Source organism: Pseudomonas graminis (assembly GCF_004364335.1).
In the GTDB taxonomy this organism is placed as follows: domain Bacteria; phylum Pseudomonadota; class Gammaproteobacteria; order Pseudomonadales; family Pseudomonadaceae; genus Aquipseudomonas; species Aquipseudomonas graminis_D.
This window is the reverse complement of the sequence record NZ_SOCR01000016.1, coordinates 50,144-68,692: the sequence shown is the minus strand read 5'-3', so window position 1 is coordinate 68,692 and position 18,549 is coordinate 50,144. Positions and strand designations below refer to the sequence as shown.

Annotated in this window: 15 protein-coding genes; 10 read left to right on the top strand and 5 right to left on the bottom strand. The window is 61.1% G+C overall.

Annotated features, from left to right (window positions below):
* The first annotated feature begins 140 nt into the window (after positions 1 to 140).
* Positions 141 to 4,703, top strand: coding sequence for a dermonecrotic toxin domain-containing protein (locus EC919_RS24725; RefSeq protein WP_133776927.1), 4,563 nt, complete (start codon positions 141 to 143; stop codon positions 4,701 to 4,703).
* A gap of 287 nt (positions 4,704 to 4,990) precedes the next feature.
* A complete protein-coding gene (gene sthA, locus EC919_RS24720) occupies positions 4,991 to 6,385 on the top strand; it encodes a Si-specific NAD(P)(+) transhydrogenase (RefSeq protein WP_133776926.1) in 1,395 nt (464 codons plus the stop codon).
* A gap of 42 nt (positions 6,386 to 6,427) precedes the next feature.
* Here the strand turns inward: sthA and EC919_RS24715 are convergent, their stop codons facing one another.
* Together EC919_RS24715 and EC919_RS24710 are read right to left on the bottom strand one after the other, a co-directional pair.
* Positions 6,428 to 7,150 (bottom strand): glycerophosphodiester phosphodiesterase, encoded by a 723-nt coding sequence (locus EC919_RS24715; protein WP_133776925.1) that lies wholly within the window; start codon positions 7,148 to 7,150, stop codon positions 6,428 to 6,430.
* Between the two features lie 45 nt (positions 7,151 to 7,195).
* Positions 7,196 to 7,789, bottom strand: coding sequence for a PilZ domain-containing protein (locus EC919_RS24710; protein ID WP_133776924.1), 594 nt, complete (start codon positions 7,787 to 7,789; stop codon positions 7,196 to 7,198).
* A 148-nt stretch (positions 7,790 to 7,937) separates the two neighbouring features.
* Here EC919_RS24710 and EC919_RS24705 point away from each other — a divergent pair, with 148 nt between their 5' ends.
* The 5 genes from EC919_RS24705 (at position 7,938) to queF (ending at position 12,661) form a co-directional block, all read left to right on the top strand.
* Positions 7,938 to 9,188 carry a lipoprotein-releasing ABC transporter permease subunit gene (locus EC919_RS24705; RefSeq protein WP_133776923.1) on the top strand — a complete coding sequence of 417 codons (1,251 nt, stop codon included), beginning with the start codon at positions 7,938 to 7,940 and terminating at the stop codon, positions 9,186 to 9,188.
* 7 nt (positions 9,189 to 9,195) lie between these two features.
* Positions 9,196 to 9,879 carry a lipoprotein-releasing ABC transporter ATP-binding protein LolD gene (gene lolD, locus EC919_RS24700; protein WP_166650625.1) on the top strand — a complete coding sequence of 228 codons (684 nt, stop codon included), beginning with the start codon at positions 9,196 to 9,198 and terminating at the stop codon, positions 9,877 to 9,879.
* A 68-nt stretch (positions 9,880 to 9,947) separates the two neighbouring features.
* Positions 9,948 to 11,192, top strand: coding sequence for a lipoprotein-releasing ABC transporter permease subunit (locus EC919_RS24695; RefSeq protein ID WP_133776921.1), 1,245 nt, complete (start codon positions 9,948 to 9,950; stop codon positions 11,190 to 11,192).
* A 9-nt stretch (positions 11,193 to 11,201) separates the two neighbouring features.
* Entirely contained in the window at positions 11,202 to 11,750 is a 549-nt protein-coding gene (locus tag EC919_RS24690; protein WP_133776920.1) for a cupredoxin domain-containing protein, read from the top strand.
* A gap of 80 nt (positions 11,751 to 11,830) precedes the next feature.
* The gene (gene queF, locus EC919_RS24685; RefSeq protein WP_133776919.1) at positions 11,831 to 12,661 is read left to right on the top strand and encodes an NADPH-dependent 7-cyano-7-deazaguanine reductase QueF; all 831 of its coding nucleotides are present in this window, start codon (positions 11,831 to 11,833) and stop codon (positions 12,659 to 12,661) included.
* A gap of 1,558 nt (positions 12,662 to 14,219) precedes the next feature.
* Here the strand turns inward: queF and EC919_RS24680 are convergent.
* Together EC919_RS24680 and EC919_RS24675 are read right to left on the bottom strand one after the other, a co-directional pair.
* Positions 14,220 to 14,483: a DUF4404 family protein gene (locus tag EC919_RS24680; protein WP_065989610.1), complete on the bottom strand. Its 264-nt coding sequence runs from the start codon at positions 14,481 to 14,483 to the stop codon at positions 14,220 to 14,222.
* Positions 14,484 to 14,594: 111 nt separating this feature from the next.
* Positions 14,595 to 15,230: an HAD family phosphatase gene (locus EC919_RS24675; RefSeq protein ID WP_133776918.1), complete on the bottom strand. Its 636-nt coding sequence runs from the start codon at positions 15,228 to 15,230 to the stop codon at positions 14,595 to 14,597.
* Positions 15,231 to 15,431: 201 nt separating this feature from the next.
* Between EC919_RS24675 and EC919_RS24670 the strand changes: the two genes are divergently transcribed.
* Positions 15,432 to 16,133, top strand: a complete 702-nt coding sequence (locus EC919_RS24670) for an MlaA family lipoprotein (protein WP_133776917.1) — start codon at positions 15,432 to 15,434, stop codon at positions 16,131 to 16,133.
* 98 nt (positions 16,134 to 16,231) lie between these two features.
* On the opposite strand, the gene EC919_RS24665 is transcribed toward EC919_RS24670, so the two are convergent.
* A complete protein-coding gene (locus tag EC919_RS24665) occupies positions 16,232 to 16,531 on the bottom strand; it encodes a PilZ domain-containing protein (RefSeq protein WP_133776916.1) in 300 nt (99 codons plus the stop codon).
* A gap of 265 nt (positions 16,532 to 16,796) precedes the next feature.
* Between EC919_RS24665 and rssB the strand changes: the two genes are divergently transcribed.
* Complete coding sequence (rssB, locus tag EC919_RS24660) at positions 16,797 to 17,978, top strand: two-component system response regulator RssB (protein WP_133776915.1); 1,182 nt, start codon at positions 16,797 to 16,799, stop codon at positions 17,976 to 17,978.
* Positions 17,978 to 18,460, top strand: a complete 483-nt coding sequence (rssC, locus tag EC919_RS24655; RefSeq protein ID WP_133776914.1) for an anti-sigma factor antagonist RssC — start codon at positions 17,978 to 17,980, stop codon at positions 18,458 to 18,460. Before rssB ends, rssC begins: the two co-directional genes overlap by 1 nt.
* Positions 18,461 to 18,549 lie beyond the last annotated feature (89 nt).

Here is an 18,549-nt window from a genome sequence, read left to right as displayed (position 1 = left end):
GCTTGCCGCTGCACCCGGCTAAAAACAATATCTATGTATCCCACCGATGGGCTCATTCCCGATTTAACTCGCCGCAAATGCGCTCAATGCCCGAAGGGTCGTTGAGTGTTTCTCATCCCACTGCACGAGTTACCTGGCATATGAGCCTGAATATCGACCTGATCGAAATTTTTTCCCGACGTCCAACGTTGGCCGACGTAGCCCTCGCTCAACTGCGCACCGCGCTGCAGCAGCACTTTCCAGACCTTCACATCGATCCTCAGACAGCCGTCATCACCCGCACAACCCCTGGCGAGGGGCAGCGTGCCGAAACCCTGCTCAGAAACGTGCAGCAGGCGTTCCTCACGGGAAAGACCCCGCGCTGGACGTCAGCAGCCCACGCGCTGGTACTGCACCCCAAGGTCTCCGGTGCGCCGGCTGCGCCAGTCGATTTCGACACGCTGAACATTCTGGTGGACACCGTCGCGCTGGGTCTGGCTGATGTATTCCAACAAGCGCTGGTCGCCTTTTGGGGAGCGCCGGTGGCAGGCGGGCGAAGCCCCTGGGCGCGTCTGTCCGACGGGCTCAGGCAGCACTTTTCCAACGCTGTGGCGAATAGTCAGACCCTGAAAGAAGACGAGCGCGAATTTCTCCGCGCCATTGCAGGTTTTGCCGACAAGACTCAGCGCGATTTCATGCTGCAAATTGACAAAACCTGGCCGGACGACGCCATTCGTGCGTGCATTCTCCATCATCGACCTGAGGCGTCACTGCCGGAGGTCGCGCTGCCCGTGCTGGTGGCGACCGGTGTATGGCGCGGGTCGCACGTGTTTTTCAGCTGGCAGTCGCCGGGCGTCATCACCCGCCACGCGTCCCAGGCGGATCTCCTGTCGAGCTTCAACGCCGGCGAGTCAGCGGCTGATCCTGCGAGCTGGACGCTGCGAGAGTCCGAAGAGGACATATTCGATGCCTTGTCCGCAGCGGTGCTGGAGCGGCAACTGTGGGACCTTGCCGGCATGGATCACGCTACCGCGCAGGATTTTGCCGAGCTGGAGCGTCGCGTGATCGCGAGCACGGACATCTCAACGGTTCTGCTGCCCTTCGTTCCCGGTTCGCAAAGCACCGACAAGCTTCCGCAGTGGCTGCGCAACGCCAGTGTGACCGACCGCCTGGATTTCAGCCGCCGGATGATAGCGCTGGCCGGCGCCCAGGCGAGGTCCGGCGGCAAGACCTTCAACGAAGGCTTGCCGCCGCTGCTGGATTACGCCGGTCAGCAACTGCAGCGAGCACTGCTGGCCGACCATCCAGAGGCCACTGACGTGTTGGTCGCCGATCTGGAGGTGGTAATTAGCCAGGTGATCGCCGTGGCCATTCCACACGGAGGTGAAGTGATTACCTCAGGCTCGGTCGAACCGATGCGCATGAGCGTCGCCGAATTTGCGCTGGAGAATCTCTCGGGCCAGCCAGCCGGCGCGTTGCACGTGGTGCACCGGGACGGCAAGCCAATGCCCGAATGGTTCACTGCCGACTACCTCAGATTACTGGTGTGCAAGGTGGACATCGGGCGCCATTACCCTGCGTTGGTGGAGCAGGTTCTGATAAGCGATGCCCATGAGTCGGTTCGGCGTCAGGCGCTTTACATCGATCAGCTGCGCGTTCAATTGCCGCTTCAGGCATTGGAGCAGAAGATTCGCAGCGCTGCGCATTTCTGCGCCACGGCGTATGGCCTCGTCGCCGCGCTCATGCTGCCTCGGGAGCAACGGGCAATGGCGTTGCGTGACACCACGCTGCGCCCGCTGGCATTTCGTGCCAGCAGCGGGGCGTCGGCTGATGTCGTGACAAACATGTTCGTCATCAGTGACCAGAACCCGACCAAGGGGCCGGTGGTGCTGTATCGCCCGCTGTCGCGGCAATCGCTGACCGAATTCAGCTCAATGGCGGCCTTGCGTGCCGCCATCGTCGAACCCGGAGAACTGAGTGATGAAGTACTGACCTGGATGACCGATCGCGCCCGTCAGGTGTATGCCAATGGTGGATTCGACCAGCCGCATATTCTGCGTTTCGGGCAAGGCTCGGAGTTCGCGCCCCTGGAAACCCCAGCGCCTGCCCAGCTCACCGTTGACGAGGTGATCGGTGATCCGTTGGTGGCGCTTTATCAGGCCAACGCGTCGGCGCTGATCGAGCTGGCGGACAGACAGTCCACCTCCAATGCCGAAAGCCGCTGGACGTTGCTCAAGCGCGGCGGCTGGCTGGCGCTGGACATGGTCATGCCCTTCATCTCCGGGACCGCCGGTACCGCGCTGTGGCTGGTGCAGCTGATGGCTGAGGCGCAAGCGCAGGTGTCTGCCGACCGCGACGCCCGCGCCGGCGAAGGGGCCGCATCGACGGCCAACCTGTTGCTGACCGTGGCGACGCTGCTGTTGCATAACGTGATCGGCAGTCGTGTGCCACCACGCCCTCGTAAAGTGCCGCAGATTGACCGGCCGAACCTGGCTGAACTGCTCGCAGCGCCCCCGACGACTGCCCCCGAGACTGCGAACAGGGTATCCCCCCCGCCGGACAGGCTCGCTACGCAGCTCGCATTCTCCTGGTCGCGACCGGATCTGAAGCTGAGCATGGGTCAGAGGGCAGCGCTGCAGACGTTTGAAATCGTCCCCAAGCCCGGGCTGCCTGAGCCTTCAAGCGCTCCTGGCACCCAGGGTCTCTATGAGCGAGACGGGGTCTGGTACGCGCAGGTAGATGATGCGGTTTATCGGGTGAGGGTCAACGACGACGAGGTGCTGATCATCGATCCGCAGCACCTTGACCGCGCGGGGCCTCGGCTTGTTCATGACGGCACGCGCTGGCGTCTGGACCTTGCCCTGCGCCTCAAGGGCGGTGGGCCGAAGCGTAGCGCTCGGCAGATGGCCCTGGAAAACGCTGCCCGACTGAAGCTCGTCAATGGGCAAAAGACCGAGCTGATCCAGCGCCAGACTGAGCTGTACGCCCGGATCGTCGAAAACGACAACCGCTTCGATAGCTTGCCCATTAGCCAGCATCAGGAGGTTATTTCCGCGCTGGAGACCGATATCCGTGAAGTGATCGGGATCATTGACCGCAAAAACCAGCTCGACCAGCAACTCAGGCCCGCCGACCGCACCAGCGACAAGGTCTATGCACAGGACCTGCAAGGCATTGCGCGGCGCATTTGTCTGCTTGAGGGTGTGCTGTTGAGTGACATGCTGACCCTGGCCAAGGAAGACCTTGTACACATGCGTGCGTTGTCGAACCTGGTCATCGCCGAAAACGTCGGGCTTTACCTGGCGCTGTTCGAGAAGTCGCTGGTGCTGCAGGAGGTCGGCGTGAAGTGGTCCCTCGTCAGGGAAGGCCTGTGGCAACGACTGCGGGCGGTTCCGAAAGTCGGTGAAGGCTATTGGCGCACTGAAGCGCTGGGGTTCTATAACAACCGCATGTTTGCCGTGATCGACTGGCGGGCCAGCCGCATGTGGTCGTCCCTCGAGTTGTGCTTCAAGCCCGAAACCATCATGGATGACCATAAGGCGGTGAGCTTCAAGCGCCTGCTCAACGACGACGACTTGCATGGGGCGCTGACCTCCCAGGCCGAACTGGAGAAGCCGCACGATTATTCGATTTCCGAACAGATCTGCGTACTGGAAAGTTCGTTGCGCCAGTACGACCGCGCGTCGATGGTTGCACTCGCTGCCTTCGATAGCGAGCCGGAAGCCATTAATACCGAACATTTCCAGCGTTTCTTCGATGATCTGTCTGCCATCTCCGATTGCGCCGAGCACCGCCTTTCGGACCTCATTCGCGAGAGCGAGGAGCCCGCAGACACGCCGGTCGAGTATGTCCCCAGGGTGAAGCAGGTTCGCAAGCGCGTGATCAAGACCCGCGGCCAGCGCACGTTGATCGGTCGTCTGCGCGAGGGTGAGGAGCCTGCACTGGGAGAGGTGGTCGAAGTCAAGGCGGCCACAGGTGACCGCGTCATCGGCGCGTATCACCAGCACGCCGAAGGCGAATGGGTCGAGCTGGAGGCGCAGCGACCCAGGCCGGTCAGTCGTGACAGCATTGTGCCAATGGCCGAGCTCATCCGGCGCTCTCAGGCGCTGCTGGAGCGCGTCGAGCCGGACATCGCCAATGCCGTACGCCAATCGAGGCGCGCCAATGAGCCCGAGGACATGGAAGATATTCTTGGGCAAAAGGCCGACAAGCTTCGAGATATTGCGCAGAAGCTTCAGGTTTATGAGGACGATTCCCACGCCGGTCAGAGCAATGCTCAAGCGCTGGAGGCGGTGCTGGCGGAGCTGCGGACGGGGGAGGCCCGGCTCCGTGAACAGGGCCGTCAGTTGCGCATCGAGATGATCAAGCGACAGCCGCCGACGGCCAGTCGCATCAGCTACCTGGACCGGCAGCGAGAGGTGGACATCGCCCGTTATGACGGGCGGAAAAACATGTCGGGTGCTCGCCGCAACGACTTCGTGCAGGAATATGCCATCCGCGACAAAGAAGGTCAGTTGCTGTGGTGGGCGCATTTTCACTACTCCAGCGAGGACGCGGCGGCGGATGCCTTCACCGCCGCGCACCTTAAATTGCCGGAGCAGCGGCTGCTGGGTTACAGGGCGATGCTCAAGGCGGCCAAGGACAACAAGGAAGTGGTGAGTATTTATCGCAGCGTTATCGGCAAGGAACTGGCGCAGCGGCTGTTTCTGCATCTGGCCGAGTGAATGGCCGGGGCCTTTGCAGAGACAGATGCCTGAGTGTGCGATTTTTTTAGGATTCGTCACGCAAGGGATTTATCATCCGCAGCAATTGGGCAGGGGAGTGAGGTTTCCAGCACTCGACCTGCGCCAGCGCAGAGCAGTCAGCCGAGGGGCACGACCAAGGGTTAATGGTCGTTTGCCCTCGGTGCGACTAGACTGCGCCGCGAGTTTCGATCCTTCATGCCGCCCGCGGCGGCGTGATTCAGCCAGAGACACCAGAGTGGTGTCTCGGCCAGTTCTGAGGAGTACGCATGGCTGTCTACAACTACGACGTGGTAGTGCTGGGTTCGGGCCCGGCGGGTGAAGGCGCGGCGATGAACGCTGCCAAGGCCGGGCGTAAGGTGGCAATGGTCGACAGCCGTCGGCAGGTCGGCGGCAACTGCACGCACCTGGGCACGATCCCGTCGAAGGCCCTGCGTCACTCGGTCAAGCAGATCATCCAGTTCAACACCAACCCGATGTTCCGCGCCATCGGTGAACCACGCTGGTTTTCGTTCCCGGACGTTCTGAAGAACGCCGAGAAGGTCATCAACAAGCAAGTGGCGTCGCGCACCGGTTACTACGCGCGCAACCGGGTCGACGTGTTCTTCGGCACCGGCAGCTTCGCCGACGAACGCAGCATTGACGTGGTCTGCAACACTGGCGTCGTGGAAAAACTGGTTGCCAACCAGATCATCATCGCCACTGGCTCGCGGCCTTATCGCCCGGCCGATATCGACTTTTCCCACAAGCGCATCTACGACAGCGACACCATCCTCAGCCTGGGCCACACCCCGCGCAAACTGATCATCTACGGCGCAGGCGTTATCGGCTGCGAATACGCATCGATTTTCAGCGGTCTGGGCGTCGAGATCGAACTGATCGACAACCGTGACCAGTTGTTGAGCTTCCTCGACTCGGAAATCTCCCAGGGCCTGAGCTATCACTTCAGCAACAACAACGTGATGGTTCGCCACAACGAGGAATACGATCGCGTGGAAGGCTTGGACAACGGGGTGATCCTGCACCTCAAGTCCGGCAAGAAGGTCAAGGCCGACGCCTTGCTGTGGTGTAACGGCCGTACCGGCAACACCGACAAGCTGGGTCTGGAGAACGTTGGCATCAAGGCCAACGGACGCGGGCAGATCGATGTCGACGAAGCCTACCGCACCAGCCAGCCGAACATTTATGGCGCAGGCGACGTGATCGGCTGGCCGAGTCTGGCCAGCGCAGCCTATGACCAGGGTCGTTCGGCGTCGGGCAGCGCGGTGGACAACGGCGCATGGCGCTTCGTCAACGACGTGCCGACGGGGATTTACACCATTCCCGAGATCAGCTCCATCGGTCAGAACGAGCATGACCTGACCATTGCCAAAGTGCCGTACGAAGTGGGCAAGGCGTTTTTCAAGAGCATGGCCCGCGCGCAGATTTCCAACGAGCCGGTGGGCATGCTGAAAATCCTGTTTCACCGGGAAACCCTGCAGATCCTCGGCGTGCACTGCTTCGGCGACCAGGCATCGGAGATCGTGCACATCGGCCAGGCGATCATGAACCAGCCGGGTGAGGCGAACAGCATCAAGTACTTCGTCAACACCACGTTCAACTACCCGACCATGGCCGAGGCCTATCGGGTAGCGGCATACGACGGCCTCAACCGGCTTTTTTGAGCGGCTCCGGCCGGTGGCCTGAGCCGGCCGGGGAGACCGATTTCAGTACTTCCCAAGGGTGGCGCTGGCCAAACCGGGAAAGTCTGTAATCAGGCTGTCAACGCCGAAGTCGGCGAGTCTGCGCATAAGCGCGGGCTCGTTGACTGTCCACACCGACACATGCAGGCCCTGATTCTGGGCCTTCTTCAGGCGCTCTGGCGTGCACAGCGTCCAGTTCAGCGCGAGTATTTCGCAGCCATACCCTTGAGCCACTTTCAGCGGGTCAAGCCAGGCGTATTCCGCCACCAGCCCGCGTGAAATGTCCGGCGTCAGTTCCAGCGCCGCGCGCAGCACTTCCCGGGAACTCGACGTGATCGTTACTTTATCCAGCAACCCGTGGCGCTGAGCCATTTCGCGGATGGCCAGCACGGTCGTCGCCGCGCGGGTGCGTGACGCGCTTTTGACTTCCAGCTGCCAGTGGTCGAAGGGGCATTTCTCGAACAGCTCTTCCAGGCGTGGAATGGGGCAGGGCTGCACCCAGCCAGGGCCGCCCTTGCGCGCGTCGTAGGTGACCAGATCGGCAGCATCGTGTTCGACGACCTTGCCGCGGCGGTCCGTGGTGCGCTTGAGCGTCGGGTCGTGGATCACCATCAATTCGCCGTCGCGGGACAGATGCAGGTCCAGTTCGCAGCGCTTGACGCCGTGTTTGAGGCATTCCTGAAAGCTGGTCAGGGTGTTTTCCGGTGCTTCGCCCTTGGCGCCGCGGTGGCCGTAAATAATGGTCACAATCACTCCTTGGGAGGCGTAGAGCTGGAGAAAGTCGCGCTGGAATCAGTTGGGCTTTACATCAGGGTCGGTCTGCTCACGGGCCAGGCGTCGCTGCGCGGCTTGTCGTTGCAGGATGTGTCGAGCGAGCAGCTGCCGCTGGGCATCGGTGAGGTCAATCCACTCGATGCCGACGTCGAAGTCGCCGATGGCCAACGTATCGCAATGTGTCACACGGGCGCGCAGCATCATCCCCGAAGCCTGGGGCATGAGCACCATTTTCACCGACAGCAGAGTGCCGGCCGGGTAGGGTTGAGGGGTTTCGAATTGCAGGCCGCCTTCGGACATGATCACGCGCTGCGGGGCGCCCAGCTTGCCCAGTGCCGTGTGCGCAACCACTTGGCCGAGCAGGTCGATGCGCTTGCTCATGGCCCGGAGAAAGCTGTTGGTAGTGCGGTCGCGATCATCCAGCTGGCGCAGCAGGTGCTGGGATTCGAACTCGGCGACGTGCAGTTCGCTCAGCAGATCGAAGAGCGTGGACGTGTCGTGATGGCCAGGTTCATCTCCCGTGCCGGGGCCGGCGATGCGGTTAATTTCCAGTGCGACGCTGTCCTCGATACGGTAGTATTCGCGGCGTTCTTCTTCATCTAGTGTCGGCATGGCGAACCCATGGTAGCGGCGGTTGTCAGAGTGATTGCTCAAAATCATAGCTCAGCTTTTCAAGCATGATTTGGCGGTGATTCGAGTGTAAAGCCGCCAGCCCAGGCCCGCCACAAGGACGTTCCCATTCCTCCGAACAAGCCCCTAAATGTTCAGACCTCTTTTTGTATTCATCGGCACGCGCTACACCCGTGCAAAGCGCCGTAATCATTTTGTCTCCTTCATTTCCCTGACGTCGATGATCGGCCTCGCCCTGGGCGTGGTCGTAATGATCGTCGTGCTCTCGGTCATGAACGGCTTCGACCATGAGATGCGCACTCGCGTGCTGGGCATGGTGCCCCACGCCACCATCGAGTCCGGCGAGCCGATCAATGACTGGCAGGCGCTGGCCGCCCGCGTCAAACAGAACAAACAGGTGGAAGCCGTTGCGCCGTTCACCCAGATGCAAGGCCTGCTGACCAACAACGGCAATGTGCAGAAGATCCTGCTCAACGCCATCGACCCGGCGCAGGAACGCAAGGTGTCGATCATCGACGGCTTCATGAAGCAGGGCAGTCTCGACGATCTGGTCGCGGGCGGCTTCGGCGTGGTGATCGGCGACAAGGCCGCGACCAAGCTCGGTGTCGGCATGGGTGACAAAGTCACCTTCGTCTCCCCGGAAGTTACCGTGACCCCGGCCGGCATGTTCCCGCGCATGAAGCGCTTTACCGTGGTCGGGATCTTTCATGTCGGCGCCGGCGAGCTGGACGGCTATCTGGGCGTCACCAACCTGCAGGATCTGGCGCGGCTGCACCGCTGGAAGCCGGATCAGGTGCAGGGCTTGCGCCTGAAATTCACCGATCTGTTCAAGGCGCCGCGCACGGCGTACGACATCGCCCAGAAACTCGGCGAGCATCAGTATTACTCCCGCGACTGGACCCGCACCCATGGCAACCTGTACCAGGCGATCGGCATGGAGAAATCCATCATCGGCCTGCTGCTGTTGCTGATCGTGGCGGTCGCGGCGTTCAACATCATTTCCACGCTGGTGATGGTGGTCAACGACAAGCGCGGTGACATCGCCATTCTGCGCACGCTGGGCGCGACCCCGGGCCAGATCATGGCGATCTTCATGGTCCAGGGCACGGTCATCGGTGTGGTCGGAACGCTGATCGGCGCCGGAGTCGGCATTCTTGCGGCGCTCAACGTCAGTTCGGCGATTTCGGCGCTGGAAGGCCTGATCGGCCACAAGTTTCTCAATGCGGATGTCTACTTCATCGACTATCTGCCTTCGCAATTGATGGCCCAGGACGTGTTGCTGGTATGCGGCGCGGCGCTGGTCCTGAGTTTCCTCGCCACCCTGTATCCAGCCTGGCGTGCTGCGCGCACCCAGCCGGCGGAGGCGCTACGTTATGAGTGAGTCGGGCATGAGTGATAAAGCTGTACTGAGCTGCCGCAACCTGGGCAAATCCTACGAGGAAGGTCCGGAATCCGTGGTCGTCCTCTCGGGGCTGCAACTGGAATTGCACCCGGGCGAACGCGTAGCGATCGTCGGCAGTTCGGGGTCGGGCAAAAGTACCTTGCTCAACCTGCTCGGCGGCCTCGACACGCCCACCGAAGGCAGCGTCTGGCTGGCGGGCGAAGAACTTTCGGCGCTGAACGAGAAAGCCCGCGGCCTGCTGCGCAACCGTGCCCTTGGTTTCGTCTACCAGTTCCACCACTTGCTGGCCGAGTTCACGGCGCTGGAAAACGTCTGCATGCCGCTGCTGATCGGCAAGACACCGATTCCGGAAGCGCGTCAGCGTGCAACCGCGCTGCTGGAGCGGGTAGGGCTCAAGCATCGACTGGCGCACAAGCCGTCGGAGTTGTCGGGGGGAGAACGTCAACGGGTGGCGATCGCCCGCGCGCTGGTCAACCAGCCGGGTCTGGTCATGCTCGACGAGCCCACCGGCAACCTCGATTCGCACACCGCACAAGGCATTCAGGACCTGATGCTGGAGCTGAGCACGTCGTCGCGCACCGCGTTTCTGGTGGTGACCCACGACATGGCGCTGGCCCGGCAGATGGACCGCGTGTGGCGTCTTGAAGAAGGCCGTCTGGTCGAAGCCTGACCCGTACAACCGATGCCTTTCGGGCATCGGCTTTTTACTTTTAGCTGCTTAGTTACGGTGCTCCACGAATGTTCAGACCGTTATCCATCTTTATCGGTACGCGCTACACGCGGGCCAAGCGTCGCAACCACTTCATCTCGTTCATTTCCATGACCTCGATGATCGGGCTGGCGCTGGGCGTGCTGGCGATGATCGTGGTGCTGTCCGTGATGAACGGTTTCCAGAAGGAAATGAGTTCGCGAATCCTCGGCATGGTCCCCCACGCGGTGATCTCCGGGGTGAAACCGCTGGACGACTGGCAGCCGGCTGCCAATGCGTCGCTCAAGGATCCGCAGGTGACGGCCGCCGTGCCGTTCACTGAAATGGACGGCATGCTGTCCTACAAGGGTTCTATGCAGCCGATCCAGATCAACGGCGTCGACCCGGCACTGGAATCCAAAGTCTCCATTGTCACCCAGCACATCGTGCAGGGCCGGCTGCAGGACCTGAAGCCGGGAGAATTTGGTGTGGTGATCGGCGAAATCACCGCGCGGCGCTTTCGCCTGAACGTCGGCGACAAGCTGACCCTGATTGTTCCGGAGATCAGCAGCGCACCGGGTGGCATCACCCCGCGCCTGCAACGTTTGACGGTGGTCGGCGTGTTCAAGGTGGGCGCTGAACTGGACGGGTCCATGGCGCTGGTCAACGTCGCCGATGCTGCGGTCATCCAGCGCTGGCAGCCCAATCAGGTGCAGGGCGTGCGCCTGGCGCTGACCGATCTGTACGCTGCCCCGCAAGTGTCTACGGCCATCGCCGCCGGACTCGGTGCGGGCTACAAGGCCGATGACTGGACCCACAGCCAGGGCAGCCTGTTCAGCGCCATGAAGATGGAAAAGACCATGATCGGCCTGTTGCTGCTGATGATCGTCGCCGTGGCGGCGTTCAACATCATCGCCACGCTGATCATGGTGGTGAACGACAAGGGTGCCGACATCGCCATCCTGCGCACCATCGGTGCCACCCCTGGCCAGATCATGACCATCTTCATGGTGCAGGGCACTGTCATTGGCATTGTCGGCACCGTGATCGGCGGCGTGCTGGGCGTGATCGCGGCGATCAACGTCAGTCAGATCGTCGGCTGGGTCGAGCGCGTGACAGGCCAGCACATCTTCACCTCGGACGTGTACTTCATCAGCAATCTTCCGTCGCAGCTCGAAGGCAGTGACGTCGCGCTGATCTGCAGTGCCGGGTTTATCCTCAGCTTTCTGGCAACGATCTACCCGGCCTACCGCGCCGCGCAGATCCAGCCGGCCCACGCCTTGCGCTACGAGTAGGAGAGGCCGATGTCGCTCCGTTATGTCGCTATTGCCCTGCTGCTGGGTGCAAGCCTCTCGGCCCAAGGGTCACCCGGCGAGCATTTCGCGTTCGGTCACCCGGCCGACGCTGCCCATGCAACGCGTACCGTTGAAGTGGCGCTGGGCGATATCTACTTCGAGCCAAAATCCCTGGACGTGAAAAAGGGCGAGACCGTGCGGTTCGTGCTGGTCAACAAGGGCCGGTTGCTGCATGAGTTCAACCTCGGTGACGCGGCGATGCACGCGGCGCACCAGCAGGAAATGCTGAAAATGATGGCCAGCGGCATGCTCACCCCGACTGAAATGAAGCACGATATGGCCGGCATGGATCACGGGATGGCCCACGGCGGGGAGCAGGCTTCGGAGCAAGGCGCCGGGGGCATGAAACATGACGATCCCAACAGCGTGCTGGTGGAACCGGGTAAGACCGCCGAACTGACCTGGACCTTCACCGACGCCACGGGCCTGGAGTTCGCGTGCAATCTGCCCGGGCATTATCAGGCGGGCATGGTCGGCAAGGTGGCGATCAGTCAGTAAACGCTGAAAACCCGAGCCGAACCCGATAAACTTCGCGGCCTTGGTTTTTACAGCCGCTTTATTCAGGTTCAGGTCCCGCCATGCATCCCGCAGCCGAACACTCGCCGCTGGGCAAGTCCAGCGAATACATCGCCACGTACACGCCGTCTCTGCTGTTCCCGATTCCACGCGCTGCCAAGTGGGCGGAACTGGGGCTGACTGCCGAGACGCTGCCTTATCAGGGTGTCGATTTCTGGAATTGCTACGAGCTGTCCTGGCTGCTGCCCTCGGGCAAGCCGGTGGTGGCCATCGGTGAGTTCAGCATTGCGGCGGATTCGGCAAATATCATCGAATCCAAGTCGTTCAAACTGTACCTGAACTCGCTCAACCAGACCGCGTTCGCGTCTGAGGCCGAGCTGATCGCCACGCTGGAGAAAGACCTGTCAGCCGCTGCGGGCAAACCGGTTGGGGTTCGCATTCGCAGTCTGAAGGACATCGAGGCCGAGGGTATCGTTGCGGTGCCGGGTGTGTGCGTCGATGAACTCGACGTGAGCATTTCAAGCTACGACCGCCCTCAGCCCGAACTGCTGCGCTGCGATGAGTCGCGGGTGGTGGACGATGTGCTGCACAGCCATCTGCTTAAATCCAACTGCCCGGTGACGAGCCAGCCGGACTGGGGCAGCGTCGCGGTTGAGTACCGTGGCGCGGCGCTCGATCACGCCAGTTTTCTGGCCTACATCGTCAGCTTCCGTCAGCATTCGGATTTCCACGAGCAGTGCGTGGAACGCATCTTCATGGACCTGCAGCGCTTGCTGAAACCGGAAAAACTGACGGTGTATGCGCGTTACGTGCGTCGCGGCGGGCTGGACATCAACCCGTACCGCAGCACGGAAAAACTGACGTTTGAGAACGGGCGTCTCGCGCGGCAGTAAAGCAATGATGTACAGCCTCTTCGAACCTGCCACAGATACTAGCTCCGACGCAGTGCAGGTGTAGGAGCGCGTTTGCCCGCGAACGGAATCTGCCTGCTCCATCGATATCGGCTGACCCACCGCAATCGCGGGCAAGCGCGCTCCTACAGTGGATCTCGGCAACGCAGGCAATCGTCGGCGTGAACGAAATCCGTAGGAGCCGGCTTGCTGGCGAACGCGGTGGGTCTGAAACGAAGATATCGGCTGACCCACCGCATTCGTGGGCAAGCGCGCTCCTACAATGGATCTCGGCAAGGCACGCAATCTTCGGCGTAAACAAAGTCCGTAGGAGCCGGCTTGCTGGCGAACGCGGTGGGTCTGAAACGAAGATGTCGGCTGACCCACTGCATTCGCGGGCAAGCGCGCTCCTACAATGGATCTCGGCAAGGCAGGCGATCTTTAGCGCACACAAAACCCGTAGGAGCCGGCTTGCTGGCGAACCCGAATGCTCAGACGATGCGAGGGTGACTGACCCACTGCATCCGTGGGCAAGCGCGCTCCTACAGTGGATCTCGGCAACGCAGGCGATCTTCAGCGCACACAGAATCGGTGGGCGCCGGCTTGCTGGCGAACGCGGTGGGTCTGAACCGAAGATATCGGCTGACCCACTGCATTCGCGGGCAAGCGCGCTCCTACAGTGGATCTCGGCAACGCACGCAATCGTCGGCGTAAACGAAACCCGTAGGAGCCGGCTTGCTGGCGAACCCGAATGCTCAGACGATGCGAGGGTGACTGACTCACTGCCTTCGCGGGCAAGCGCGCTCCTACAGTGGATCTCGGCAACGCACGCAATCGTCGGCGTGAACGAAATCCGTAGGCGCCGGCTTGCTAGCGAACGCGGTGGCACTGAAACGAAGATATCGGCTGACCCACCGCATTCGTGGGCAAGCGCGCTCCTACAGGGGATCTCGGCAACGCAGGCGATCTTCAGCGCGCACAGAATCCGTAGGCGCCGGCTTGCTGGCGAACCCGAATGCTCAGACGATGCGAGGGTGACTGACCCACCGCATTCGCGGGCAAGCGCGCTCCTACAGTGGGTCTCGGCAACGCACGCAATCGTCGGCGTAAACGAAATCCGTAGGCGCCGGCTTGCTGGCGAACCCGAATGCTCAGACGATGCGAGGGTGACTGACCCACTGCATTCGCGGGCAAGCGCGCTTCTACAATGGATCTCGGCAAGGCACGCAATCGTCGGGGTAAACGAAACCCGTAGGAGCCGGCTTGCTGGCGAACGCGGTGGATCTCAAACGAAGATGTCGGCTGACCCACCGCATTCGCGGGCAAGCGCGCTCCTACAGTGGATCTCGGCAAGACAGGCAATCTTCGGCGTAAACACAGTCCGTAGGAGCCGGGTTGCTGGCGAACGCGGTGGGTCTGAAATCAAGATGTCGACTGACAGATCGCATCCGCGGGCGATCGCGCTCCTACAGTGGATCTCGGCAACGCACGCAATCTTCGGCGTAAACGAAACCCGTAGGAGCCGGTCTGTTTCAATGAGGTGAGCGCGCGGATGCCTGAATCAGATCCCCATGCTGCCCAGTGTGACCAGCACATTGCGCAGCGTGCCGGCGATGGTGGGGTGATCGACTTCAAATCGCTCGACCGCCAGGTTGACGCCATCGGCAATGCTCGGGTCCTGAGACACTGTCTCCAGTTCGATCTGCGCCTGGATCTGTTCCATGACCTCGGTCAAATTCCCGCGCTCCTCCAGGGTCAGCTGCGGATTCTGCTCAAGCTGCTCGCGCAACGTGTTGAGTTGTAGTTGCAAGTCACTGACGGACATGGGGTCTTCCTTAATCTGATTAGTCTCACGATGGACCGCAATGCGCAGGCAAAGGTCCTTCACCGCCCTAGACTAATCCACTCCCGGCCGCTGTGCATGACCTCAGTCAGCTCAGGGCTTTTCCGACTTCTGTCGGCGGAGCGTGATATCCGCCAGGCACGACTCCAGTTCGCCCAAGTGATCGATGACCGAATGCGCGCCGGCGGCATACAGCTCGAGGGTGGCTCGTCCGCGACGGCGCTCGCGATCCAGATCGCTCAATGCCTCCCATTGCTCGGGTGACAAACCGCACAGCGGCCCGCATGACGCCAGCCCCACCGTCCACAGCCCTGCGTTGATGCCGGCCATGAGCAGCCGCGGATCGCCGCTGACCAGCACACAGCCGTCCAGTTGCCTGACGCCGAGGGTCATCAGCGCCTGCCAGCACGCATCAGGTGCAGGCCAACGGTGGGTCGGCGCGGGAGTGGGCAAAATCAGGGGGCCGAGCGGCGCAGCCAACTGTTCGGTGATGGAGGAGGGGTATTCATCGATCCAGGCGCTGGGAATGCCGTGCTGCTTGAGATGCTTCAGCGCATTGATCGCACCGGGGGCCAGTGCTGCAAAGGGCCTAGCGTCCTGCGAGACGAGGGATGTGCCGTCGCTGGCCAGCAGCGTGCGCGTCTGGGCGCCGAAGTCGACGAGGCAACCGCTCAATCCGAACAATACAGCGGTGAACGACGGAGCAGCGACGGCGACCGGGGCGAGCATGGCATTCCCTCTCAAAGCCGATGACGCTAAGGGATTGCCATGACAAATCGATGACCAAACGATGACAGTGTCTTCGGATGTTTATTGCCCTACAAAACCGCGACCATTTCAGCGACGTAAATAGTCACAGAACGCTTTATACTCTCGCCTTTGGTTTGGGGCGTAGCGCCCGCTTGATTACTTTGACTGGGAGTCTCAGCTATGCCCGAGAACGGTGCTGGCTTTATCAATCGTCTGATTCGAACGTGTGTGTGGGCCAGCCTGGCCGTGGCGCCGATGGCTGCAAATGCGGCGGACGAAGATCCGTGGGAAGGCGTCAACCGAGCGATTTTCCGTTTCAACGACACCGTCGACACCTACGCGCTGAAACCCATTGCCCAGGGCTATGAGTTCATCACGCCGCAGTTCCTCGAAGACGGCATCCACAACATGTTCAAGAACGTCGGCGAAGTGACCAACTTTGCCAACGACGTGCTCCAGGCCAAGCCTGAAGCGGCCGGGGTCGATACCGCCCGCCTGATCTTCAACACCACGTTTGGTTTGCTCGGCTTCTTCGACGTCGGCACCAAAATGGGCCTGCAGCGCAATGACGAAGACTTCGGCCAGACCCTCGGTCACTGGGGCGTGGGCAGCGGTCCGTTCGTGATGATCCCATTGTTGGGGCCTAGCACCGTGCGTGACGCGTTCGCCAAATACCCGGACACCTACACTCAGCCTTGGCGTTACATCGACCACGTGCCGACGCGCAACACCGCGCTGGGCGTGAGCGTTGTCGATACCCGCGCCAGCCTGCTGTCGGCTGAAAAGCTGATCAATGGCGACAAGTACATCTTCATCCGCAACGCTTATCTGCAGAACCGCGAGTTCAAGGTCAAAGACGGCAAGGTCGTCGACGACTTCTGATCCAGAAGGCCTGCAAAACGATGCAAAAAAAGGCGACCTGAGGGTCGCCTTTTTATTTTCGCTATTTTTCGGAAATGTGACGGAGTTCCGGGCTGCCGTCACTTCATCGCCAGGATCGTCAGGCCCAGTTTCTGCTCGCCGCCATCGATGTCGGCAATCCACACCACCTCGGTATCGGCCTCCAGTCCCTTGAGTGCGGCATGCTCGGAGTCGATGCTTACGCTGATCTTGTCACCTACCTGAAACGAGCGGGGCGCCTGTACCTGCATGCCGGAGCCTGATAAATCCACGCACACCGCCGGAATAATCTGGCCGGCGTAGATCAGGTTGATCTCCGCATCGACCCGCATGCGAATGTAATCCCGTTTTTCTTCGTAATCGCGATCGAGCTGGCCCATGGCACATCCTTTGTTTTGATTGCTGATTTAACGGTTCTTATAACTCCGGGTGATTTGCGATGTAAAGACGCCGCTCGGCAGCGGGGCCACGCTTGAAACGCCAGGCGGATGGGAGTACCGTCTGCGCCTTGAAGGGCAGCTCTGTCATGTGAAGCGTTTGACTACAAGTCCGCTACCTGAGCCAGAGAGGCTAGAAGCGAATCCAGTACGCGGGCTGACTGCAACCAGCCGCCTACGCCAACCTAATCTGGCGCCGTTTGCCCACATGCAAAAAACCAGTGCCACGCTGCTGATCATCGATGACGACGAAGTAGTGCGCGCGAGTCTCGCGGCCTATTTGGAAGACAGCGGGTTCAGTGTTCTGCAAGCCGCCAATGGCCTGCAGGGTCTACAGACTTTCGAGCAGGAAAAGCCCGATCTGCTGATCTGCGATCTGCGCATGCCGCAGGTGGGCGGTCTCGAGCTGATTCGTCAGGTCACCAGCCTTGCGCCGGAAACGCCGGTCATCGTGGTGTCCGGCGCAGGTGTCATGAGCGATGCCGTCGAAGCACTGCGCCTGGGCGCTGCCGATTACCTGATCAAACCCCTCGAAGACCTCGCAGTGCTTGAGCACTCGGTCCGACGCGCGCTCGAGCGGGCGCGCCTGCTCCACGAAAACCAGGAATACCGACAGAAGCTGGAGACCGCCAACCGCGAACTGGAAGCCAGCCTGCATTTGCTGCAGGAAGATCAGGACGCGGGCCGTCAGGTGCAGATGAACATGCTGCCCACCAGCCCCTGGGCCATCGACGCATTCGAATTCGAACATGAGATCATCCCGTCGCTGTACCTGTCGGGCGATTTCGTGGATTATTTTCGGGTCGATGAGCGCCGCGTTGCGTTCTATCTGGCGGATGTGTCCGGCCATGGCGCCTCGTCTGCGTTCATCACCGTGCTGTTGAAGTTCATGACCACGCGGCTGCTGTTCGAATCAAAGCGCGGCGGCAGCCTGCCGGAGTTCAAGCCATCCGATGTGCTGGGCCACATCAATCGCGGGCTGATCAGCTGCAAGTTGGGCAAGCATGTCACGATGGTGGGCGGCGTAATCGACGAGGACACCGGGCAGTTGACCTACAGCGTCGGCGGCCATTTGCCGCTGCCGGTGTTCTACACCCCGGGCGACACGCATTACCTTGAAGGCCGTGGGCTGCCGGTCGGACTGTTCAACGAAGCGACTTACACGGATCACGTCATCGATCTGCCGGAGTCCTTTAGTCTGACACTGCTGTCCGATGGCATTCTGGACCTTCTGCCAGGTGATACACTCAAAGAGAAAGAAGCCAACTTGCCCGAACTGGTCAAGGCGGCGGGGGGCAGCCTGGATGGTCTGCGCCAGACGTTTGGATTGGCCACGCTAGGGGAGATGCCGGATGATATCGCCTTGTTAGTGTTGAGCAGGAACCTTTAATGAGTACCGGTAGAATCCAGTTCGCCGAGCAAGACGGCACATTCGTCCTCAAGTTTGTGGGTGAAGTGCGTCTGACGCTGTGCTCGGCGTTGGATGCGACAATTGAACGGATCTTCACCTCGATGAACTTCTCGACGGTGGTCATCGATCTGACCGAAACACGCAGCATCGACAGCACGACCCTCGGTCTGCTGGCCAAGCTGTCGATACTTTCGCGCCAGAAGGCCGGGTTGCTACCGACGGTCGTCACCACCCACGAAGACATCACGCGCCTGCTGCAGTCCATGGGCTTCGACCAGGTGTTCAACATCGTCGGTCGGCCGATTCCCCGGCCTGAAGCCCTGAGCGATCTGCCGACGCAGGATCAGTGCGAAGACGTGGTCAAGGCCAAGGTGCTTGAGGCCCACAAGATCCTCATGGGCTTGAACGACTCGAACCGCGAAGCCTTCCGTGATCTGGTCAATGCGCTCGAGCACCAGTAGAAACCACTACCAACACCAGTAACACGCCCCGGTCTCGAACCGAGGCATTAAAAAAGGGCGGCACCTGTGAAGGAGCCGCCCTTTTTACG